A 22,046-nucleotide genomic window follows, 5' to 3' on the forward strand; every position below is an offset into this window, starting at 1 on the left:
CATCAATCGTCTCCTTCTTCCCACTGAACACGTTCCATAAATTCCGTAGAAGCCTTATAGCCCTGCTGCTGCAGGTACCAATTATTCGCAGCCGCTTCTACTAATCCAGCTACATCCCGCCCTGGCTGGAGCTGAATCTCGATTCTTGGAACCTGGACACCCATATACTCTTCATAATCGGTTTTCGGCTCCAGATCATTATTGAGTGCATCCTTCTCCCACTTTGTCAGCTCAATATCCAAGGAAATACGTGATTCATCCTGGAACGCCTTTCTGCCATACATCCGGACAACATTTAAAAGTCCGACACTGCGGAGAGCAAGGAATTCACGATTGATATCGTTATGTGTACCAAGAATCGTCTTATGGCTCACCTTTTTCAAAATAACAATGTCATCCGAAACAAGCCGATGTCCGCGTCCAATCAAGGTATGTGCCAGCTCACTTTTCCCTACGCCAGACTCTCCGCGAATTAAAACGCCAATTCCGGAGACATTCAGGCAGACCCCATGAACTGCAATTTCTGTTGCAAGCTTGCGGGTTAAATAATTATCCACCTTGGCGATAAAATCAACAGCCGTATCCGCTGTACGCAGAAGCGGGATATTTTCTTCCTGACAGAATTTTGTTAAGTACGTAAGTCCCTCTTGATTAGATGTAACAATAAAGCATGGAGGATGATAACTTACCACATGGTCTATCCGTTCCTTACGTTCTTCGATATTCTGCTGCTTCAAAAAGTTAATTTCTTTTTTTCCTAAAATCTGCACACGTTCCATTGGGAAAAAGTCAAAGTAACCAATGAATTCTAAGCCGGGCCGATGCGTCCGGGCTTTTTTGATCGTCCGATCTAATTCATCGCCCCCAGCCAGTACTTCCAATTTAAATTCCTGCACTAATTGCTTCACACTGATAGATTTCAAAGCACCACGCTCCTCTCCGTCCTGTCCTTTTCCCTACATTATAACGAATTATGCCGCAAAGAGACAGAATCATGTATGAGAAATCGCTATTTCACTAATTTGTCACATTAACCTGTAACTATTTGAAAAAGGAACTGGAGAAATGTGCAAAACATAGCGCCTTTTCATTATTTCTATTTAATAATTTGAACCCTTTTAATATATCGGCCGTCTATTTCTAAGATGTGGAATGTTAAATTTTCCTTTTCCAAGGTATCTCCCTCTACAGGGAAGGTAGTAAAGTTTCTCAAAATATATGCTGCGAGTACATCATCTTCCTCTGGAATGTCCGTATCAAAGGTATTATTCAGCTGATGCAGCGTGATTTTTCCATCACAGATAATTTCGGTTTCTGTCTGCTTTTCTATCAGCGCATCCTCTTCTATATCCGTTTCATCTTCTATCTCTTGTCCAATCATTACTTCGATAATATCTTCTTGGGTGACGATTCCTTCTGTGCCGCCATATTCATCCAATACGATAGCCATATGCTTCTTTTCCTCCAGCATTTTATGGAATACCCATTCGATATTATTAAATTCATACACACGCAGCGGTTCCATATCGCTATAATCTGCAAGTGTTTTTTCTTTTTCATCGCTCCATGCTATTAAATACTTAGAGTGAAAAATGCCGATAATATCATCCACGTCTTCTCCATAAATAGGATACCTTGTAAATGGACTGGATAGCGCCAATTCTTTCACCTCTTGGTAACTTGCTTCATGCTCTAACCCGACAATTTCAACACGCGGTGTTTTTAGAACATCTTTTACATTCAAATGATAAAAATCAAATACACCGCGGATTCGTGAGGACTCTTCCTTTTGAAAAGCTCCTTCTGAATCAGCAATATCTACAATTGCCCGCAGTTCTTCTTTGGAAACAGACTCTGCCTGAATTTCTCCTTTTGAAAGTGCTCTGGTAATCATTCCTGTCAATCCATTTAATAAAAAGGTGATTGGCTTAAGGAGAAATATAACAGCACGAATAATCGGGAATACCAAAGCAGCAATACGGTCCGGAAAGCTGGCTGCAACGGATTTTGGTATCACTTCAGAAAAGACAATAATCGTGACTGTCAGTATAGCTGATGCAATACCTACATTTAAACCATAGTCTATTGCCATCATGGTAACCAGCGTAGGCAGCAAGATATTTGCCACATTATTTCCGATTAAGATAGCTGTTATAAATTCACTCGGCGCAGAAACAAGCTGAAGCAGTTTTTCTGATTTTTTATCTCCATCATTGGCCTTCGCTTGCAGCTTTACCTTATTGGTTGCTGTCAAGGCTGTTTCGCTTCCTGAGAAGAAAAAAGAAACAAATAGTAAAAAAATGATCGCAATGATCACGGGTAAATTCCTCCTAAAATGACATTTTCGTTTGATATGCTCCATTACTATATAGAGCAGAAAAGATAGCTCTCCTTCATTTGAAAACTATCTTCTCCAAACAATATACACGTTAAAATATTTTTAAAACATTTATTTACAATAAGTTCTGGATAAATACACGGATAACATCTGCTCCGCCAATAAGCGTTCCTAAAGAGCTTCCGATATTAGCAAACACAATCACAAGCAAGATACGTGTTACTTTATTATTCCAAAAACCTTTTACAGAATGCACATCATCTGCAAGTGAATCAAAATCGCCCACATTTGGGCGCTTAATATAAGCCTGAGCAAACCCTGCAAACCAGCCGGCCGCAAGTAATGGATTCAGCGAAGTGAATGGCGCTGCGATAAACGCAGTCAGGGCAGCTAATGGGTGTGCGAAGGCAACAAGGGCGCCAATAGCTGAGAGAGAACCGTTCCAGAGCACCCAGCTTATCGTTTGCTGCCAGCCGGCTGCTGGATTTGTCATAAATGTGTAGGCAATGATGCCAATAATGAAAATAGGTATCGCCCATCCAATGACTTTCGGCCATTTTGATTTAGGAGGACGTGTGTTTAGTTGTTCCAAATCCTGCTCTTTTTCAATTTCTTTGGTTATGCCGGGCACATGTGCTGCCCCAAGTATGGCAACAACTTTATCACCAGGAGCATCTTTAATCTTTTGGGATAAATATTGATCCCGTTCATCAATCAATGGTTTCTTCAAGTCTGGAAAATAGGCGGTAAACTCTTGAAGCATTGCATTAATCGTATCCTGCTGCTTCATTTTTTCTAATTCTTCTTCGGAAATTTCCTCTCTGCTGAAGATACTTCCAAATACTTGCATGAGCAGCATTGATTTCCCTTTTAAACCCATATTCCCCCAAATTCGGGCAAAGGTAATTTGAATATCCCGATCCGCTAAAACAAGCTCGGCTCCTGTTTCTTCCGCAGATTCAATTCCTTGTATCATCTCTTCTCCCGGACGAATGCCAAACTGCTTAGCCATCCGCTTTTGAAAGGAAGAAACTGCCAGGTTCATTAATAGCATGACTGCTTTTTTATCACGGATAACTTGAAAAATATCAGTGTTTTTCCATTTATTATTATCCTTCACCGATTGAAAACGCTGTGCATCCAGCTCGATACACACTGCATCAGGCTGTTCCCTTTCAATGACTTCCTTGACCTGTTCGGCACTATTTTTAGAAACATGGGCTGTTCCGATTAGTATATATTCTTTTCCATTCAAATGGAGTCTTGTGATGTTCTCCTCACTCATGTACCATCCTTCTTCCTTCCATTATATTATTCAACACGGAATTCCTTTTTTTAAACTTGTATATCCTATTGTAATACATTTTCACCAATTAATTAAACATCTACGCACAAATAACGTATGATATAGGAAGATGATAATAAAGGAAGTATGAATATGGGGGTTAACCTATGTTTCACTATAAAATAGATGACCGTCTGACCTTGCGTCAGCTGCAGATGAATGATGCAAATGCGCTGTTCAGGACGGTAGAAAGCTCCAGAGAAGATCTGCGTGAATGGCTTCCCTGGATTGAAACGACACAAAAACCGGCCGATTGTTTAGCTTTTATTGATTTATGCCTGCAAGGAGCCCGACACAGACAGTCGCTGAATATCGGGATCTTTGATCGGGATAGGCTGATTGGCTGTGTCAATTATAATTTTATTGACTGGAAAAATGGCAGCACATCGATTGGCTACTGGTTAGATCCGGCTTATCAAGGGAAGGGCGTCATGACCACAGCAGTTCAAGTGATGATTGATTATGCCTTTTACACATTGCGGTTAAACCGGGTTGAAATCCGTGCTGCAACCCATAATAAAAAAAGCAGAGCCATTCCAGAACGGCTCCGTTTTCAAAAAGAAGGTATTATCAGGCAGGGAGAATGGCTATATGATCATTATGAAGATTTAGTTGTATACGGACTGTTAGCACGAGAATGGACGTATTAACGAAGAATCACAGCTCATTGTGCTAGTTCTTTGTTTCCCTCATTTTTATTTCGACAATTTCTTTTGTATCGGTTTTAAAATAAATATCAATAATAACGCCAAATTCCTTTTCTTTTCCCACTAACCATAGCTTAAAGGTTTCGACTGTATTCTCAGCTTCTGTTTGTCTGCCTACATGTAAATAATCTACAATTTTTTCTTGAGGGTACTTGGCTTTCACTTCTTTCATGGCAATCTGACCCCATTCGGCATATTCCGGTTCCTCTGCATTCACCCATGTTCCAATTAATAATGGAATGATAATAATGCCGGCGAAGATAAGGGCGCGATATATTCGATTCATCATGCCACCTCCTAATTAGCCTTAGCTTGTGTTATTTTTTTGTTTTTATGCTAATCAGAAGACAGATGTATTTATTTCCCGGGAAATGAGAACAGTTCGCTAAAAAACAGGCTGCGCTTGGCACAGCCTGTTCTGCTATTTCATTTGAACACCGTGCAGATGAGCAAAGATACCTTTTTTCTGCAGGAGTTCTTCGTGCGTTCCTTCCTCTTCAATTCCATTTTTCGTTACCACCATAATACGGTCTGCTTCTTTAATCGTAGCAAGACGATGGGCGATAACAATCGTCGTGCGGTTGGCCGCCAGCTCGTTCAGTGCTTTCTGAATAATCATTTCTGTCTCTGTATCCAGCGCCGAGGTTGCTTCATCCAGAATAAGGATTGGCGGATTTTTTAAGAACATCCGCGCTATTGCAATCCGCTGCTTTTGTCCTCCTGACAGCTTTAAGCCTCTTTCTCCAACCTGTGTCTCGTAGCCATCTGGAAGCTCCTTAATAAAATCCTCCATATGTGCACGTTTTGCAGCAAGCTCGATTTCTTCATCAGTTGCTTCCAGGTTTCCATACGCAATATTTTCCCGCAGGGTTCCTGTAAACAGGAATACATCCTGCTGTACAACACCGATTTTACTGCGAAGAGATTCCTTCGTCATGTCACGAATATCCATTCCATCAATCGTGATCGCTCCATCTGTCACATCATAAAATCTTGGAATCAATGCAGAAATCGTTGTTTTTCCTGCTCCAGACGGTCCGACAAAAGCAACCGTCTCTCCACGATGAATATCAAAGCTGATATCGTTCAGCACCGATTTTTTCGTTTTATCATAGCTGAAACCGACATGATCAAAACGGATATCTCCTTTTAATTCACTGACTGCTGCGGCATCTGGTTTGTCCTCGACATCCGGATTGATTGCCATCATATCTGAGAAACGTTTAAAGCCGGCCATTCCTTTGGGATATAGCTCTAAAAGTGCTGTGATTTTATTGATTGGTGTCGTTAATACATTCACGAATAAGATAAAGCTGACTAATTCCCCATAGCTGAGGCGATCTGTATAAGTAAACCAGGCCCCTACAACAAGTACAAGCAGTGTCATTAAACGCATCAGCAGAAAAATATTCGAATGGACGATACCCATTACTTTATATGCTCCAACCTTTACAAGGCGAAACTTTTCATTATTCTCCTGAAAACGCTGCTTCTCGAATTCTTCATTTGTAAAGGATTGTACGACACGCACACCCGAAACAGCATCCTCTATTCTTGCATTGACTCCTGCAATATTTGCATACATTTTTCTCCACGCCTTATTCATACGAATATTTCCAAATGTAATAAGGAATATCAGGATAGGTACGGTAATAAGAACAATCAGTGCTAAAACTGGATTAATGGTGAACATAATAAAGAAAGCACCTAAAAAGGTCATGATCGAAATAAAGAAATCCTCTGGACCGTGGTGGGCAAGCTCTCCCAGATCAAATAAATCATTGGTAATACGGCTCATGATATGGCCTGTTTTCGTATTATCAAAGAAATGAAAGGATTGTCTCTGAACCTGATAAAATAAATCACGGCGCATGTCTGTTTCGATATTGATTCCCAATTTATGCCCTAAATAGGAAACAACATATTGCAAATACGTACTGATAATATACACAATCAACAGTAAAATCGATATAACAACAATGGCATTCCAGTCTTGGCCAGGTAATAATTGATCGATAAACCACTGAACCGCTACCGGAAAGGCTAATTCCATCAGCGCCACAATCACTGCAGCTGAAAAATCTATAATAAATAACCGCTTATGCGGTTTATAGTATGAAAAAAATTGACGCAGCATACATATCCTCCTCTTCTTTTTTTAAAAAGCTAAAGCGCATATGAATGAATTATATAGTTAATCGCTTATGAAAACAATATGCTTTTCTCCAGATTCTTGGGAAAGTTTGTCCTTTCCCCTGCATACCATTTAAAAAAGGGGGATGTTTCACATGAAACCAATGAAGCTTATTTGCTATGTAGTGGGATTTGTATTTCTAGTTTCCGGGCTGATGAAATTTGTGGACCTTTCGATGGTCAGCAGTTTTGAACAAATGGGCGTGCCTTTATCCAATTTTGTTTATTTCTTTGTAGCTCTGTTTGAAGTGATGGCGGGGATGTTATTAATCGGCAGAATATTTATCCACATAAGTCTTATTCCACTAATTTTTATTATGCTTGGCGCGCTTTTTTTCACCAAACTTCCTATTCTGACAGGGGACGGGATATTCGCATTTCTTTTTGCTTCACGATTAGATTTAACTTTACTTATACTGCTCATCTTTCTTTGGACACAGCGAAATGAAAAAGAGGCCTTCACGTAACTTTCCCACACCCAAATTGTGGACAACATCTGTGTAATTCAAAAATCCTGTTTATAGCTTATGGACAAACTCTATTTATCCACAATTATATCCACATATGCACAAACGTTCGCAGTTATATAGTATAGGAACATATTTTCCACACCAAATATAGAATCTCTTTCTTTTTTTATCCACCGTTTGTGCATAATTCTATATTTCTGTGGATAAAAACTTAAAAAAGAATGGATGCCCTTTCATCCATTCTTTTCTAGCTTTTATTGAATTTCTAATTCCAACTCTGTCTGCATTAACTCGCCATCCCTGTAATAATCAATGGTTACGACTTCTCCAACCTCTTTCTCTTCATAAAGGATTTTCCGCAGGTCAATCGTGTTATGCACAGGCACACCATCCAATGCAACAATGACATCATATTGTTCAATACCTGCTTCATCAGCTGGGGATAAGTTTTCTACGCTCCATACATACACACCGCCCTCGACTTCCACCGGCAGCTGCAATGTGTTTCTCCATTCATATTGAGGCAGCTCCTCAATCGAATAAATTTCAACACCTAAGAATGGACGGACGACTTCTCCATTCTCCTCTAATTCTTGAATCACAGGAATGGCACTGTCGATTGGAATGGCAAAACCAATTCCTTCTACCGCTTCCTCGTTGATTTTCATGGAATTAATACCGATTAATTGCCCGTATAAATTTATCAATGCTCCGCCGCTATTCCCAGGATTAATAGCTGCGTCGGTCTGGATAACCTCCGCCTGCCAATCCGGCTGCCCGTCAAAGTTAAAATCCATTGGAATCGTGCGCTCCATCCCGCTGATAACGCCCTGCGTAACAGTGCTTGATAAGTATGCGCCTAACGGATTACCAATAGCAATGGCCGGTTCGCCTACCTTCAAACTCTCGGAGGTTCCGATTTCCATTGGCGTATCTTCATTCTCATTATCCATTTTAAGTACTGCTAAATCTGTAAACAAATCACTTCCGATGATTTCTGCCTCCATATGTGTCTCATCATGCAAAATCACTTCCACGCTGTCCGCATTTTCAATTACATGGTGGTTCGTCACAATATAAGTTTCCCCGTCTTCTACCTTATAAATGACACCTGATCCTGTTCCGGCCTCAATACCATCCGCATCGGCTCCCCACGAGACATTCTGCTGAATATTGGTTATACCGACTACAGTGGGCGTTACTTGTTCAATAATCTCTGTCAGCTGAGTAGAAACATCTACCTGCATCGGCTGGTCTTCCAGGACCCCATTACTGTCAGCGTTCTCATTATTTTCTTCTTCACCAGCAGGGCTGATTTGCGCTGTATTCTCATTATGAAGAAAATCAGGATTTATAAGCAACACGATAATTCCGCCAATAATAATACCTAGCAGTAAGGGGATAAGCCATTTTCCTTTATTCTTTTTATCTGGTCCTGGCTGCGGCTGATTCGGCTGGTCATTATATTCCATATATCCTTCTCCTTATCGATTCATCTACCTACGTATTCCCTAAATACATTTATTACTAACACAAAATTGCTATTTATTAATCTTAACAACAGACTTGGATCGGAACTCCTAATTATAAAAATTTTTTAAGAGCATCCTCCATAATTCAAAACAGAGGTCTGCAAGAGGGAATTAATTTCAGTTTATGCACAAATGAAATTTTTATCCCATTACAGACCTCTGTATCTTTTATCATTACTTTATTTTCTTTATACACGCTCGGTTACAGCGCCGACATCATATAATGGCGTTGGCGCTTCCGGATCGGTGTCATGCAGCTCTACATCGATTCCGCGCTCGGTCAGAACCTGATTGACAGACATACGCGCCAGGTCTTTCATATTATTATCCAGACTCAGGTGAGCCAGGTAAATCCGCTTCGTACGGTTAGAAATAACATCGGTTAAAGCAAGACCGGAATCTTCATTGGAAATATGTCCGGAATCACCTAAGATGCGGCGTTTTACGTTCCATGGATAACGTCCCATCCGCAGCATCTCTACATCATGATTTGCTTCAAATATATAAGCATCTGCATCCTCAATCGTTTTTTTAATACGTTCGGATACGTAACCTAAATCCGTCACAAGCGCTACTTTCTGTCCGTTATTGCGGAAGGTGTAAAACATTGGCTCTGCCGCATCATGAGACACACCGAATGATTCGACCTCGATATCCCCGAAGCTTCGGACGGATCCCATATCAAACTGAAATTTTTGGTCAATTGTTAGTTTTCCCAGAGAATGATTCATTGCCTGCCATGTTTTTTCATTTGCATAGATAGGCAGCTGATACTTTCGAGCAAAAATCCCCAAGCCCTTAATGTGGTCACTATGCTCATGTGTTACCAGAATCCCGTCAAGACGTGACGGATCGACATCAATTCCCTTAAACAGCCCATCCATCTTTTTTCCGCTTAATCCAGCGTCTACTAATAAACGCTGTTGTTCTGTTTCGATATAAAAGGCGTTGCCTGTACTGCCTGAGGCAAGCACACTAAAACGTAAACTCATTCTGACTCACTCCTGTAAGGCTCAATCTTATCCTCTATAATGGAAATCAGGTCATCTGCTATTTCCTCATCATCCTCTGACATTGAATAAAGTTTTTGTAAATAATTTTCCTCAAGCTTGGAGGAAAGGTAGTCCGTATAATTTCCCGGATACGTAAAGGACTCTGCAGCATTGACAAAATAATCATTTTCTTCATCTTCTTCAGCTACTGTGATTTTGTAAGTGGGAGCAAACACCTGGGTTCCTTCACCTTCATCTTCAATTCTGGAATAATACCCATACGTGACCTCTGTCACGTCTTCTTCGGCATTTAAAAAGCGATTATGAAGGAGCGTACCAATGGCAATCTTAGGAGTATTCAAACTGGTGCTGCCCTGTGTACTTGCGTCACCGACCATCGTTTGCGTATAATGCGTAATCTCTCTGTCATCATTCACATAGAAAATGAGCATCGCATGCTGATTTAAATAAATTGGATGTCCTTCTTTATTTTGATAGAAGACGATAATATTTAAATCATGATTCCATGTGCCAAAACTGAATTCAGAAGCATTTAAAACATATGGGCTGACCAAATCAGACAGCTCGCCCCGCTCCAAATCTTCCGGAATCTCCAATGGTGAAGAAAATTCCACGGTCAATAATTTATTATCCAAACTCCTTACTGCATCGATATCATCATCTATATCATTTAATTCTCTGATTTCTGATCGGGTAAATTCCTTTTGTGAGGATGAAATATAGCTCAATTCAGGAACTTCAAAATCAGTGTCTGCAGAAACAGTTATATTTTCTTGATCCAGCTCCTCATCCAGATTCAAATCATTAACCTCCAGCTCCGGAATATCCATATCCTGCTGTTTGCCAATAAATTGAAATAACAAATAAACATTTAAGATAAGGAAACTGAGAATAAACAGCGTTTTAATATGTGACCATTGCATTCTCAACTTCCTCCTTCTAAGCTTTGCTGTGTATCTGCATTCGGCTCTGGTACCGTGGACCAATTGTTATTCACACGCTGATACCAATTGGGCTCTAATCGCACATAATCCCCATTATCGTCAGTTTCAATCGTTAAGCGATAGGCGATCTGAATATCTTGGATTTCTGCTGCATTTTCATTTTGCTGAATACTGTTCATAATCTCCTCGCCGCTTCTCAACTCTTTTTCCGAGGTATTGACCACAGTATTGAGCGATACCAGAGAACGATTATATTTACTTAATTGATCATTCTGCCATTCCTGATAGATGATGGATAAATCCATATATGAATTGCTCACAACGGGGTATTGAAATTGATACATCCGGTAAGCAATACTATCTTCTGTAAAGCTTTCTAAGCGATAATCTCCTGTAAAGCCTCCATGCTCGTTAATATCATCTAAGCTTTGCTGTAAAACACTGTTATCCACCGGTTCCGTATTTCTTTCCGCAACATCAATAAACCGCATCCCGTAGCCGGCGATATTTAATTGTCTATTATCTGTCCGATACATAATCGATCCAGGAGCCGTTTCCGATACACTCACTACATTCGGATTGCTGAACATAATATTTCGAATATCAACGGCTTCAATAGACTCGAAGGTATACGTATAAGACGTTAATGTTTTCTTTTCTTTTGGAATATAAATATCTCTGGCTGCATCGGTAATTAACTGTTTTTCCTCATATTCCTCTTCCGTCAGTCCCCCAAATATCGACAGCAGCCTGTCATAATTCGTTGAGGAGTAGATAGTGCCTTCTACAACTTCATCCCTGTCTGTCGAAATAAACTCAACGTGTAATACCTCTTCGTCTTCCTGCAATTCGATAGAAAACCGATCTACATAGAAATTCGTATTATTCGTCAATGTGCTGTCCACATTTAAGATTGTATCAAACAAAGATAATGGTACCTCCGTCGGGAAAATAATTTCTACTTCTGCACCAGATTCACTCTCTTCTTCTAAATCATTCCTTTGTATATCCGTCAATTCCCATTGCTGGATATCCTCAAAAAACTGCATGCTCTCCTCTGGTTCCTTATAGCTGAAGAATTCACCATTCATTTTAAAAACCACATCATTGGGCTTTACAAGGTCATTTACCTCCTGTGCTTCACCGCCCAGATTTGCTTCTTCAATCGATTCTACGTCGTTTAATGGCCTGTATTCCGCTTGATAATTCCACATTCCGAATGTGAGAATCAGACTCGTTCCTATTAAAATAATCAGCAATAATGATTTTGCAGTCTCTAATTTCATCTGCCTCTCCCCCGCTTCGAGCCCATGAGTGGCAAGGTAAATAGAATTGTCGTACCGCGTCCTTCTTTACTTTGGGCCCAAATCTTTCCATGATGGGCTTCGACAAGTTCTTTTGTAATTGCTAAACCAAGACCGGTTCCGCCAAATTTTCTTGTTCTGGCACGGTCCGCACGGTAGAAGCGATCAAATATTTTATCGAGCTTGTCATATGGAATCCCCATTCCTTCATCCTGGATACTGACAATGACCATATGACGTCTTACATCCAGATTCACACGCACTTTTCCACCTTCTGGCGAGTATTTAAAAGCATTGGTAATAATATTATCAAATACCTGTGTTACCTTATCCCGGTCCATCCATACGAACGATTTTCCTTTTGGTATCTGGCGCTCCAGCGTAATTGTTTCCGGTAAATTCATTTCATAACGATCGAGAACCTGATGCACATAACCCATGAATTCCGTTCTTTCCTTATGCATCGGCAATTCATCTGAATCCATTTTAGACAGCTGCAGCAGGTCATTTACCATCCGGATCATCCGGTCCGTTTCCTTCTGTGTAACCTCTAAAAAGCGCGGCGCAATTTCTTTATTTTCCCAAGCACCGTCAGACAATGCTTCTAAGTAGCTTTTCATGGTCGTCAGCGGTGTGCGGAGTTCATGGGATACATTCGATACAAAGTCTCTCCGCTCTTGTTCCATTTTCTCCTGCTCCGTAACATCGCTGATAACAGTAATAAACCCTGTCACTTCTTCTTCCTCATCCACTACTGTCGAAAAGTTTGCACGTATGATAAAAGGTGTTTCTTCATCACTGAAATCAATAATCATCGAACCGCTGTCGGACAGCTTGCTAATATCAACGATTTTTTCTTCCAGGTTAAGCACATCGATGAGATCATCTCCAATCATATCATCCGGATTGGAGCCAATCATTCTGGCCGCAGCATCATTCATCAATGTGACTGCTCCCGTCTGGTCGGTTGCAATGACCCCGTCACTCATATACGAAAGCACAGAGCTCAGCTTCCTTCGCTCTTCTTCAATCGTAGCGTAAGAATGCTTCAGCCTGCTGTTTAAATCATTAAAGGTTTCGGCAAGCTGTCCAATTTCATCCCGTCCATAGACATCCAGTTTTTGTGTGAAGTCTCCATTCGACATAATCAGTGCTTGTTCACGCATTTCCTTGATTGGCTTGGTAATTGTACGTGCTACGAGCACCCCAAGGATGGCAGAAATACTTATCGCCAAAACAGACCCCTGCAGGAAGATATTATTGATTCCTTCGATCTGGGCATAGACCTCTTCCAAAGAAGCAGTGAACTGCACTGCTCCAACTGCTTCTCCATTTCCAATTAGCGGCTCCACATGGACATGTACTCTGCTGTCGGTTTGCCGGTCAAAGTACGTACTTCGCTGGGACTGTTCAAAAAAGATCGTATTCTGTACATCAATATCTGTAGATTTCTTGCCAACCTCTCCCTGCTCATCAATCTGGTTTGTCCCTAAAATCCGGCCTTGACGATCATAAACATAAATGGTTGTCGCTACATTTTCTGTATTTACATCATCAATGATTGCTTGAATTTCCTGTTCTAAACTCGGCTCGTCTTCCGAACGCTCTCTCGCAAAAGCTTGTTCCAAATTATAGCTCAGCATCTCCACACGCTCGGTAATTGATGCCTTAAACGTATCCGTTAAATCTTGTTCCAGCCGTTGCGTAAAAAAAGATCCGATGACTTGCACAGCTAAAATCAACAGCAGGATGTAAATAATAATAAACTTTAACTGGATTGATCTAAAAAACCCAACTTTATTCATCATGCCTTACTCCTGTTCAGGACTGCGCAGATAATAGCCGACACCTCTTCTTGTGACAATCCATAATGGGTTACTAGGATTTTCTTCAATTTTTTCACGCAGACGGCGAACCGTCACATCAACAGTGCGCACATCACCAAAATAATCATAGCCCCATACTGTTTCCAACAAGTGTTCACGTGTCATAACTTGTCCAATATGACGTGCTAAATAATGTAATAATTCAAATTCACGGTGTGTTAATTCAATCTCTACGCCTTTGCGGGAAACAACATATGCATCCGGATGGACGACTAAATCGCCAATCACAATATCCTTTGTTGTTTTCGATGTCTCCTCTGCCGGGACATTTTCACGGCGCAGATTTGCTTTCACACGTGCGATTAATTCACGGTTGCTGAATGGCTTGGTCACATAATCATCTGCGCCCAGCTCTAACCCGAGTACCTTATCGATTTCAGCATCTTTTGCAGTCAGCATAATTACAGGGACGCTTTGTGTTTTACGTACCTCACGCAATACTTCATTCCCGTCTTTTCCAGGCAGCATGATATCCAATAGAATAAGATTAGGACGCTCTGTTTCTGCAAGTTCAATTGCAGTATCGCCATCATTCGCTACCACTACCTGGTATCCTTCTTTTTCTAAATTAAATTGTAATATATCAGCAATTGGCTGTTCATCATCGACAACTAATATTTTTTGACTCATTGCTTGCACATCCTTTTTTAGTTATATAATTTATAAAAACGTTGTTGGATAAGTTGAAATAAAATTTTATCTTCTATATTTTTGACAATATTTATGGTTGAAAACTAAATTTAAGTTGTTTTCTGTAACTTTTTCGATAGGCTTTAATGGTATGAGTAATTGCAACTTTGTTATCAGGTTAATATGACCGCTGCGGAAAAACACTACGCTGGTTACAGTGTCTAATTATGGATTATTCATATTATAAAATTAACTAAACTATCTTGATATTGGGTTGTTTCTCTTCTTCATTTTAACGTAAAACTGCTTTTATGTCTTGTCCGCAGAAAAAGGTTTTTACTACCAATACAAATAATAACTATTGAGAGGAGAAAAAGCTGTGTAGAAAAGGGTAGAATATATTAGAGGAAAACATTTAATAAAAGCCATTTCGCACAAAAAGAGGCTAACATTTGAAGTAGCCTCTTTTCAATAATCTATTCACTATTTATGGACGGTACACGCTTCTTACGACATTTGTCTGCGAACGATCTGGGCCTACAGAGAAGATGGATAATGGAATTTCTGTCAGCTGAGAAATCCGCTCCAAGTAGTGACGCGCATTGGCTGGAAGTTCATCCAATGTCTTCACTCCGGTAATATCCTCTGTCCAGCCTGGCATTTCTTCATATACCGGTTCACATTCTGCCAATGCTTTTAAGCTTGCCGGAAATTCTTTGATGATTTCCCCTCTGTAGCGATAGGCAATACAGATTTTCAATGTTTCAATACCTGTTAATACATCAATCGAGTTGAGAGATAAATCTGTAATTCCGCTCACACGGCGGGCATGGCGTACAACGACACTGTCAAACCAGCCCACACGGCGCGGACGGCCTGTTGTTGTACCATACTCACGGCCAATTTCACGAATTTGATTTCCTATTTCATCATGTAATTCTGTTGGGAAAGGACCATCACCAACGCGCGTTGTATATGCTTTTGATACACCTACGACATGATTGATTTTGGAAGGACCTACACCAGAACCGATAGTTACACCGCCGGCAATCGGGTTAGAAGATGTTACAAACGGATACGTACCTTGGTCAATATCAAGCATAACCCCTTGTGCGCCTTCGAACAGGACACGTTTTCCTTCATCAATTGCATCGTTTAACACAACCGATGTATCTACAACATAAGGAGCCATTTGCTGTCCATATTCAAAATATTCATCGAGAATATCTTCTACCAGCATGGGATCAGACTCATATACTTTTTCGAATAAACGATTCTTTTCTTTTAAGTTCTGCACTAATTTCCCGTGGAATACTTCTTTGTCCATTAAATCAGCAATGCGGATACCGACACGTGCCGCTTTATCCATATAAGCAGGGCCGATTCCTTTTTTCGTCGTACCGATTTTATTTTCGCCTTTTTCTTCCTCTTGAAGAATATCCAGCTTCAAGTGATAAGGAAGAATCACATGCGCACGATTACTGATACGAAGGTTTTCTGTAGAAACATTGCGCTCATGTAAATAAGCAACTTCCTCTACAAATGCTTTTGGATCAATAACCATTCCGTTTCCAAGAACACATGTCTTCTCGCTAAAGAAAATCCCAGATGGAATCAAATGTAACTTGTATGTTACATCATCAAATTTTATCGTATGACCAGCGTTATTTCCGCCTTGATAACGAGCAACTACTTCTGCATTTTGAGATAAGAAATCAGTAATTTTACCTTTCCCTTCATCTCCCCATTGCGTACCTACAACTACTACTGAGGACATCGTGCACCTCCAAAATTGGTTTTATATATGAAGATTCTTGCCCTGCATGAATTTTTTATTCATCATAACAGCACAATTACTTATCAACATTTGCTTTTCACTTACCATGTAGTATTTTATCAGTAATAAAAAGACACGTCAATGTAAAACACGAACATTAATTTTCATTTTAACTTTATCATTCGCTTCATTCGTCTTTTTTATCGTTTTTGTTAAAGAAAAATGAACTTAATAATGTAAAAGGCAAAGAAAAGTTCGGTTTTCAATCCTTATATTAAAAAACTGCTTTTACCTTTTTTCAGGTGCTAAGAAGGCGGCTGCAACCCCCATGAGACCATAAAGAATAAAAGAAGCAGAATAACCCCATGATTCTATAAACACCCCTGCAAATAAAGAACCAAGTACTTGCCCAACCGCTAACAGTAAAAAAGGTACGCCAATTCCTAAAGATGCATTCTTAATAAAAACACGAATTCCCCAAACGAGAAGCACCCCTGTCAGAAAAATATAAGCACAGCCAAACAGACCCGCTGATAGATATGCAGTCAGGAAATTTTCCGGTGCTGCAGCAAGAATAATAGAGGCGCCGGCAATAGCAAAGCTTCCAAATCTATAAGCTGACTGCAGACCAACTTTTTCAATCAAAGAACCTGAAAACCCGCCTAAAACGCCAAAAAGGCCAATCATGACCCAAAACCCAGAGAGCTGCCAGCTGCTATAACCACCCGCTGCTTCAATGAAGGACCTGGAAAATGTCCAGAAAGCCGCAGTTGAAAAACCTAATAGAAGAGAAGCGATAACCAAACGGTTTGCTCCTTTCACTCCTCGTACCGAAAAGTTTCCTTTTTTAAGCATCAGCTTTGATCCAGCGCCAGTATTCACTTGTGGAATCACCTTGTAATTCCAGAGCAGGATGGATAATGCCAAAGCAGCATAAATAACATAGGTAAGTCTCCAATGTGGCATTAATAAAATGGCCCCTAACCCGGAAATCGCTATACCAAAACCAGTTCCTGAATTAATCCATGTATTTGCTTTTCCCTGGTTTTCTGCTTTCATCCAGATGGACACAGCAGCTCCATAAGGAGGAGATGCCAGGCCGGTACTTCCGCCAGCAAGCAGAACTCCTAATGCGAGCATCCCTACATTGGGAGCAATCGCCATCAGCAGCAAACCGAAAAAGGCAGATAATCCGGCTAAGATAATCATTCTTCTTGGCCCTTCTTTGGTGGTAATAACAGTCGAGAGAACAATCGTTATACAATAGGCAACATAAAATAAAGAAGAAACGACTCCTGAAGTAGAATCCGTCATCTCCAATGATTGGTTGATAGCCGGCAAAAGCAAACCAAAACTAAACCTCGCCAGTCCATACGTCACTGCAATCATTGTAATCCCTGGCAAAACTAATTTTGAAAACTTCATCCTATAACCCTCCTAACACAAAATATATAGAACGACCTTTCTAATTTAAAATAAAAAAATTACGATGCGTGTTGGACTAATGTCCTCGCCATCGCAATAGAATATTCCGTTGCTTTTTCTGCCCCAATTAATGTTGTCATGGAAGTCGCGCCTTCTAGCAGCAATGTAAATTGATTCGCTAAATCCTGTTCATTTTCTTTGCCTTTTCTTTTAGCAAGTTCTTGAAAGTACCTTAGCAGTTTCGCTTTATGACTTCTGGCAATATTCTCAATCTCATTATCAGTTCCTGCATAGTCCTCTATCGCTCTTAAGAATAAATCCCCTTGATAGGATTGTTCTTTTAACCAAAGACCATGCGCTTCAACAGCTAAAATAAAAGGGGACTCTGAATCTTTTTCTACATAAGCGTCTAAATAAGACCAATAACGCGCTTCGCGTTGTTTCAATACCTCTTCCACAAGATTATCTTTAGAAGGAAAATGATTATAAAGCGTCATCGTAGCTACGTTAGCTTCCTTAATAATTTGCTTCAAACCTACTCCGCGGAACCCATACTCATAAAATAGCTCTTCAGCCACCCGAAGTAATGCTTCCTTTTTTGTTGAACGGCCCATTGTCTCACTTCCTTTTATTACAAATCCATTCCATTGGAGATGAATAAACTCCTGCTGAATGAGTTTTATTTTATATATAGAACGACCTTTCCAAATTAAGTGTAACAGTCTCATGATTAAATCGTCAATATTTCAATGCTTGCAAAGAACAAAAAAAGTCTTTTACCATGGATAATTAGAAGCATGTACTTGCCCTAAACCAATTTGTAAAAGACTTCTTCTTAACAAACGTTGTTTAAATAGTTCTATTAATTTGGCTGTAAATCTTCAATTGAATCAATATCCATATATTCAGGAACCACGATGCCTATCTTAGCTCCTTCTAAATTCGGACCTAAATCAATCAAGTTATCCTCATGGTTTTCATAGAAATCCTTATGCGTTATCGGCAACCAGGCAGCCACTGTAGCATCTACATCCCCGGAAGCAACAGATTCAAAAACAACCGCTACATCGACATCAGTGACCGTTACATTAAATCCATGTTCCTCCATTGCGGCTTTTAATACCCCGGAAGATGCACGTTCGGAATCCCACGGTGTAGAGGCAATTTCGATTTCTGCGCCATTGCCTTCTGCGACGCCCTCTGACCATGCGGCCACTTTATCCTGATTATCTTCCACCCACTGTGCTGAAATGTCACCTATATCTCCACCAGTTTCTTCCGCTTCAAGCATGATTTCTTCCATATCCTCTACATCCCACTCAAACTGTTCGATAAACTTATAGGCATCCGAATTGTCCTCCTCTAAATCAAGTCTTGCTAAGGAATTAATGGTTTCTTCTCCCCCATAAATCTCCTGAGGATCTTCTAAATACTTCATATCTGGGTATAGCGCAAACATCCAATGTGGGTTCCAGCCTGTAATAATAATTGGGTCTTCATTCTGAATGGCAGTTCCTCACTCAGCCATCATCGCTCCTGTAGAAGATAATTCTACTTCCCAGCCTTCTAAATTATCATATTCCTCCAATGCTCTCTCTGTTGTCACAGAAATTCCCGCCCCAGGCTCAATCCCAGTAATAGTATAATTGACCTCTTCTCCATAATCAACTTCTCCATTGTCTTCTGAAGAATTATCATCTGAGTCTCCGCAAGCTGTCAATAATAATATAAAGAAAATTCCGAAAATAATTTTGCTAGCTTTTTTATCCCTCAACTTTATTGCCCCCTTCTCTGGTTTTCCAGTTCATGATATGTACTCCATTTTCAGGTACCCAAATAAAGCGAACACTTGAAAACCTGAATGTATGATAATCATGATTAGTATAAAATTATAAATTAAAATGAAATCCCTTTCAAACGCTGTCATCAAGCAAATATGCGGATAAAACCTCTTAATATAACACTTCTGTTAAGAAATGTATTAAAATCGCAGCATTCGTTCTTTTTACTCTGTTTTACGCCCTATCACGCCTTTTAAACAATTTCTTTTTTGTTTAAAAACCTCATAAATAAAAAGGGGAATCCAGCATAATTGTGGAAGTCCCCTTTTCAAATGCAAAGCTTTATTTATTCAATATCTTCTGTCCATTCTTCTACTTTATCTTGATTTTCTTTTACCCAGTCAACTGCCGCATCTTCTGGAAAAGCACCATTATCAATAGCCAGCATCACTTCTTCTATATCTTCCGGCTCCCAGTAAAAATTCTCTAATATCTGATACGCTTCTGGAGCATCTTCCTCGAGGCCCTCGCGCACGATGGTATCTATTGTTTCCGCTTCACCAAATACACCATCTGGATCATCCAGATATTTTAAGTCATATTCTTGGAATTTCCAATGTGGCGACCAGCCAGTTACAACTATTTCCTCTCTGTTATCATAAGCTCTTCTTAATTCTGTCACCATCGCCCCGGGAGAAGATGTCTGTACTGTCCATCCTTTTAAATTTCCGTATTCTTCTACAGCACTTTCAGCTGACTCTACAACACCGGCGCCTGCATCAATCCCTGTAATGGTTTGACTAGCTTCATCAGAAAGGTCTTCAATTGAATCTGCTTCCATATATTCAGGGACAACCAATCCAATTTTTGCACCCTCTAAATTATGACCAAGTTCCACAACCTGATCAGCGTATGCCTCGTATTGCTCTCCCATTGTCAATGGCAGCCATGCAGATACCATGCCGTCTGCTTCGCCATTTGCTACTGCCTCCCACATTAAAGCATTATCAATGGAAGTTACGGTTACATCATACCCCTCGTCCTCAAGCACTTGACTAATAACATATGTAGATGCTACTTCTGAATCCCGTTCTACATAAGCTATTTCAAGCTCGTCTTGTGAGCCATTTCCTTCCCCACGGCCATCACTTCCACACCCGGCAATAATTAGTCCAAATGCCAAGGATAGAGCAAGCCCAGCATATTTAACTTTGCTTTTTGACATAACTATAAACACTCCTACTTCTTATCAAAAATTAAAAGGTGAATCTCTCACGTATAAGGCAGTTCTCCATAATAAAAAGATTGTTATATAAATTTATTTTTATATAGAACGACCTTTCTATTTTTAGTGTATCAATAACTTCCGTATATCGTCAATGCAAGTTATTTCAAGCTAATCTAAAAAGACTTTCAATTAAGATAGTTGAAAGCCTCCAAAAATGAATATGATTATTTAAAATTAATTCTACGATATTATCTCCTGAATCAAAGCTATAATTTAAATTAAGCCTTTATTCTATATACTATAACCTAGTTGTTGTTTAACTTAATATATGGTTCCTTTGCTCTTTACTGCACCTTTTAAATTCGTTATTTTATTACTTCATTAAGAAAAGGGGCTGTTGCACAATCAGGTAATTGATTGTATAACAGCTTTTTTGTGTATATACAAAAAAAGAAGCTGACGCAAAATGCATATTATGCATTTGCTGACAGCTCTTTTAAGATTGGACCTCAGTGATTATTCAATACCTTCTGTCCACTCATCTACCTTATCCTGATTAGCTTCTACCCAGTCAGCTGCTGCGTCTTCTGGAGAAGCACCTTCATTAATATCTAACATAACTTCTTCCATATCTTCAGGTGTCCAATAGAAGTTATCTAAAATTTGATATGCTTCTGGAGAATCTTCTTCTAGCCCTTCACGAACCATTGTATCAATGGTTTCAGCTTCACCAAACACACCATCCGGATCCTCCAGATATTTTAAATCATATGCTTGGAACTTCCAATGTGGCGTCCAACCAGTTACTACAATCTCATCTTCACTATCATAAGCTGAACCTAATTCTGTTGCCATCGCACCACTGGAAGAAGTTTGTACAGTCCAATCTTCAAGGTTGTCGTATTCTTCTACAGCATTTTCGGCTGCGTTTACAACACCGGCACCAGGCTCAATACCTGTAATGTTTTGACCAGCTTCATCAGAAAGATCTTCAATGGAATCTACATCCATATATTCAGGTACAACAAGACCAATTTTTGCACCTTCTAAGTTAGGTCCAAGTTCTACTACTTGATCAGCATATGCTTCATACTGTCCTTCATGTGTTAATGGCAGCCAAGCAGATACCATTCCATCCGCTTCTCCATTTGCTACTGCTTCCCACATAACCGCATTATCAAGCGCAGTTAATGTTACATCGTATCCTTCGTCTTCAAGTACTTGAGCGATAACATGTGTAGAAGCTACTTCTGAATCCCACTCTACATAGGCAATTTCAAGATCGCCTCGTGAGCCATCTCCACCGTCTCCATCACCATTATCACTGCTGTCATCACTTCCACAGCCGGCAACAACTAGTCCAAGTGCTAATGAACCGATCAGTCCAGCACGCTTAAGACTCCATTTTGACATAATTAAAACGCCCCTTTTCTTATTTTTAGTTTTCTATATAGACACTTTTCATGAGAGGGA

20 protein-coding genes are annotated in these 22,046 nt (G+C 40.0%); 2 read left to right on the forward strand and 18 right to left on the reverse strand.

Translation table 11 applies throughout. From position 1 onward, the window contains the following. Positions 1-2 precede the first annotated feature (2 nt). The 3 genes from hprK to MKX55_RS22700 all read right to left on the reverse strand — a co-directional run bounded on the left by hprK (position 3) and on the right by MKX55_RS22700 (position 3,623). On the reverse strand, positions 3-923 hold the full coding sequence (gene hprK / locus MKX55_RS22690) for an HPr(Ser) kinase/phosphatase (RefSeq protein ID WP_042528756.1): 921 nt from the start codon (positions 921-923) through the stop codon (positions 3-5). A 173-nt stretch (positions 924-1,096) separates the two neighbouring features. Continuing rightward, positions 1,097-2,317: a CNNM domain-containing protein gene (locus MKX55_RS22695; RefSeq protein ID WP_339235206.1), complete on the reverse strand. Its 1,221-nt coding sequence runs from the start codon at positions 2,315-2,317 to the stop codon at positions 1,097-1,099. Positions 2,318-2,453: 136 nt separating this feature from the next. Continuing rightward, the gene (locus tag MKX55_RS22700; protein WP_339181114.1) at positions 2,454-3,623 is read right to left on the reverse strand and encodes a TraB/GumN family protein; all 1,170 of its coding nucleotides are present in this window, start codon (positions 3,621-3,623) and stop codon (positions 2,454-2,456) included. 167 nt (positions 3,624-3,790) lie between these two features. On the opposite strand from MKX55_RS22700, the gene MKX55_RS22705 reads away from it, so the two are divergent. Beyond that, positions 3,791-4,333: a GNAT family protein gene (locus tag MKX55_RS22705; protein WP_339235208.1), complete on the forward strand. Its 543-nt coding sequence runs from the start codon at positions 3,791-3,793 to the stop codon at positions 4,331-4,333. Positions 4,334-4,355: 22 nt separating this feature from the next. Here MKX55_RS22705 and MKX55_RS22710 read toward each other — a convergent pair whose 3' ends face one another. Then, the gene (locus MKX55_RS22710; RefSeq protein ID WP_339181119.1) at positions 4,356-4,679 is read right to left on the reverse strand and encodes a DUF3889 domain-containing protein; all 324 of its coding nucleotides are present in this window, start codon (positions 4,677-4,679) and stop codon (positions 4,356-4,358) included. Between the two features lie 132 nt (positions 4,680-4,811). Then, positions 4,812-6,527 carry an ABC transporter ATP-binding protein gene (locus tag MKX55_RS22715; RefSeq protein WP_339181121.1) on the reverse strand — a complete coding sequence of 572 codons (1,716 nt, stop codon included), beginning with the start codon at positions 6,525-6,527 and terminating at the stop codon, positions 4,812-4,814. A gap of 151 nt (positions 6,528-6,678) precedes the next feature. Here MKX55_RS22715 and MKX55_RS22720 point away from each other — a divergent pair, with 151 nt between their 5' ends. Then, complete coding sequence (locus tag MKX55_RS22720; RefSeq protein WP_339181124.1) at positions 6,679-7,050, forward strand: DoxX family protein; 372 nt, start codon at positions 6,679-6,681, stop codon at positions 7,048-7,050. A gap of 257 nt (positions 7,051-7,307) precedes the next feature. On the opposite strand, the gene MKX55_RS22725 is transcribed toward MKX55_RS22720, so the two are convergent. From MKX55_RS22725 to MKX55_RS22785, 13 genes are all read right to left on the reverse strand, one after another. Then, a complete protein-coding gene (locus MKX55_RS22725) occupies positions 7,308-8,525 on the reverse strand; it encodes a trypsin-like peptidase domain-containing protein (RefSeq protein WP_339235210.1) in 1,218 nt (405 codons plus the stop codon). Positions 8,526-8,773: 248 nt separating this feature from the next. After that, a complete protein-coding gene (locus tag MKX55_RS22730) occupies positions 8,774-9,577 on the reverse strand; it encodes an MBL fold metallo-hydrolase (protein ID WP_339181128.1) in 804 nt (267 codons plus the stop codon). Beyond that, positions 9,574-10,521, reverse strand: coding sequence for a two-component system regulatory protein YycI (locus MKX55_RS22735; RefSeq protein WP_339181131.1), 948 nt, complete (start codon positions 10,519-10,521; stop codon positions 9,574-9,576). The genes MKX55_RS22730 and MKX55_RS22735 overlap by 4 nt, the downstream gene beginning before the upstream one ends. A 2-nt stretch (positions 10,522-10,523) precedes the next feature. Next, a complete protein-coding gene (gene yycH, locus MKX55_RS22740) occupies positions 10,524-11,828 on the reverse strand; it encodes a two-component system activity regulator YycH (protein WP_339181134.1) in 1,305 nt (434 codons plus the stop codon). Further along, the gene (walK, locus tag MKX55_RS22745) at positions 11,825-13,651 is read right to left on the reverse strand and encodes a cell wall metabolism sensor histidine kinase WalK (RefSeq protein ID WP_339238610.1); all 1,827 of its coding nucleotides are present in this window, start codon (positions 13,649-13,651) and stop codon (positions 11,825-11,827) included. The genes yycH and walK overlap by 4 nt, the downstream gene beginning before the upstream one ends. Positions 13,652-13,657: 6 nt before the next feature. After that, the gene (gene yycF, locus MKX55_RS22750; RefSeq protein WP_339181137.1) at positions 13,658-14,362 is read right to left on the reverse strand and encodes a response regulator YycF; all 705 of its coding nucleotides are present in this window, start codon (positions 14,360-14,362) and stop codon (positions 13,658-13,660) included. A gap of 487 nt (positions 14,363-14,849) precedes the next feature. Then, on the reverse strand, positions 14,850-16,139 hold the full coding sequence (locus tag MKX55_RS22755) for an adenylosuccinate synthase (protein ID WP_339235212.1): 1,290 nt from the start codon (positions 16,137-16,139) through the stop codon (positions 14,850-14,852). 288 nt (positions 16,140-16,427) lie between these two features. Next, positions 16,428-17,564 carry an MFS transporter gene (locus tag MKX55_RS22760; protein ID WP_339235215.1) on the reverse strand — a complete coding sequence of 379 codons (1,137 nt, stop codon included), beginning with the start codon at positions 17,562-17,564 and terminating at the stop codon, positions 16,428-16,430. A 59-nt stretch (positions 17,565-17,623) separates the two neighbouring features. Continuing rightward, complete coding sequence (locus MKX55_RS22765; protein ID WP_339235217.1) at positions 17,624-18,178, reverse strand: TetR/AcrR family transcriptional regulator; 555 nt, start codon at positions 18,176-18,178, stop codon at positions 17,624-17,626. A gap of 248 nt (positions 18,179-18,426) precedes the next feature. Continuing rightward, the gene (locus tag MKX55_RS22770; RefSeq protein WP_339238612.1) at positions 18,427-19,071 is read right to left on the reverse strand and encodes a glycine betaine ABC transporter substrate-binding protein; all 645 of its coding nucleotides are present in this window, start codon (positions 19,069-19,071) and stop codon (positions 18,427-18,429) included. 9 nt (positions 19,072-19,080) lie between these two features. Further along, the gene (locus tag MKX55_RS22775; RefSeq protein WP_339235219.1) at positions 19,081-19,338 is read right to left on the reverse strand and encodes a hypothetical protein; all 258 of its coding nucleotides are present in this window, start codon (positions 19,336-19,338) and stop codon (positions 19,081-19,083) included. Positions 19,339-19,691: 353 nt separating this feature from the next. Next, positions 19,692-20,570 (reverse strand): glycine betaine ABC transporter substrate-binding protein, encoded by an 879-nt coding sequence (locus MKX55_RS22780; protein ID WP_339235222.1) that lies wholly within the window; start codon positions 20,568-20,570, stop codon positions 19,692-19,694. A 519-nt stretch (positions 20,571-21,089) separates the two neighbouring features. Next, positions 21,090-21,986 (reverse strand): glycine betaine ABC transporter substrate-binding protein, encoded by an 897-nt coding sequence (locus MKX55_RS22785; protein WP_339235224.1) that lies wholly within the window; start codon positions 21,984-21,986, stop codon positions 21,090-21,092. Positions 21,987-22,046: the final 60 nt, after the last annotated feature.

Origin of the sequence: Oceanobacillus sp. FSL W7-1281 (genome assembly GCF_037969835.1) — a bacterium.
GTDB classification, from domain to species: Bacteria; Bacillota; Bacilli; order Bacillales; family Amphibacillaceae; genus Oceanobacillus; species Oceanobacillus oncorhynchi.

Coding starts and splice junctions, on each gene's coding strand:
- MKX55_RS22700 (WP_339181114.1), bottom strand. CDS start 3,623: ATGAGTGAGGAGAACATCACAAGACTCCATTTGAATGGAAAAGAATAT.
- MKX55_RS22705 (WP_339235208.1), top strand. CDS start 3,791: ATGTTTCACTATAAAATAGATGACCGTCTGACCTTGCGTCAGCTGCAG.
- MKX55_RS22710 (WP_339181119.1), bottom strand. CDS start 4,679: ATGATGAATCGAATATATCGCGCCCTTATCTTCGCCGGCATTATTATC.
- MKX55_RS22715 (WP_339181121.1), bottom strand. CDS start 6,527: ATGCTGCGTCAATTTTTTTCATACTATAAACCGCATAAGCGGTTATTT.
- MKX55_RS22720 (WP_339181124.1), top strand. CDS start 6,679: ATGAAACCAATGAAGCTTATTTGCTATGTAGTGGGATTTGTATTTCTA.
- MKX55_RS22725 (WP_339235210.1), bottom strand. CDS start 8,525: ATGGAATATAATGACCAGCCGAATCAGCCGCAGCCAGGACCAGATAAA.
- MKX55_RS22730 (WP_339181128.1), bottom strand. CDS start 9,577: ATGAGTTTACGTTTTAGTGTGCTTGCCTCAGGCAGTACAGGCAACGCC.
- MKX55_RS22735 (WP_339181131.1), bottom strand. CDS start 10,521: ATGCAATGGTCACATATTAAAACGCTGTTTATTCTCAGTTTCCTTATC.
- yycH (WP_339181134.1), bottom strand. CDS start 11,828: ATGAAATTAGAGACTGCAAAATCATTATTGCTGATTATTTTAATAGGA.
- walK (WP_339238610.1), bottom strand. CDS start 13,651: ATGAATAAAGTTGGGTTTTTTAGATCAATCCAGTTAAAGTTTATTATT.
- yycF (WP_339181137.1), bottom strand. CDS start 14,362: ATGAGTCAAAAAATATTAGTTGTCGATGATGAACAGCCAATTGCTGAT.
- MKX55_RS22755 (WP_339235212.1), bottom strand. CDS start 16,139: ATGTCCTCAGTAGTAGTTGTAGGTACGCAATGGGGAGATGAAGGGAAA.
- MKX55_RS22760 (WP_339235215.1), bottom strand. CDS start 17,564: ATGAAGTTTTCAAAATTAGTTTTGCCAGGGATTACAATGATTGCAGTG.
- MKX55_RS22765 (WP_339235217.1), bottom strand. CDS start 18,178: ATGGGCCGTTCAACAAAAAAGGAAGCATTACTTCGGGTGGCTGAAGAG.
- MKX55_RS22780 (WP_339235222.1), bottom strand. CDS start 20,570: ATGTCAAAAAGCAAAGTTAAATATGCTGGGCTTGCTCTATCCTTGGCA.
- MKX55_RS22785 (WP_339235224.1), bottom strand. CDS start 21,986: ATGTCAAAATGGAGTCTTAAGCGTGCTGGACTGATCGGTTCATTAGCA.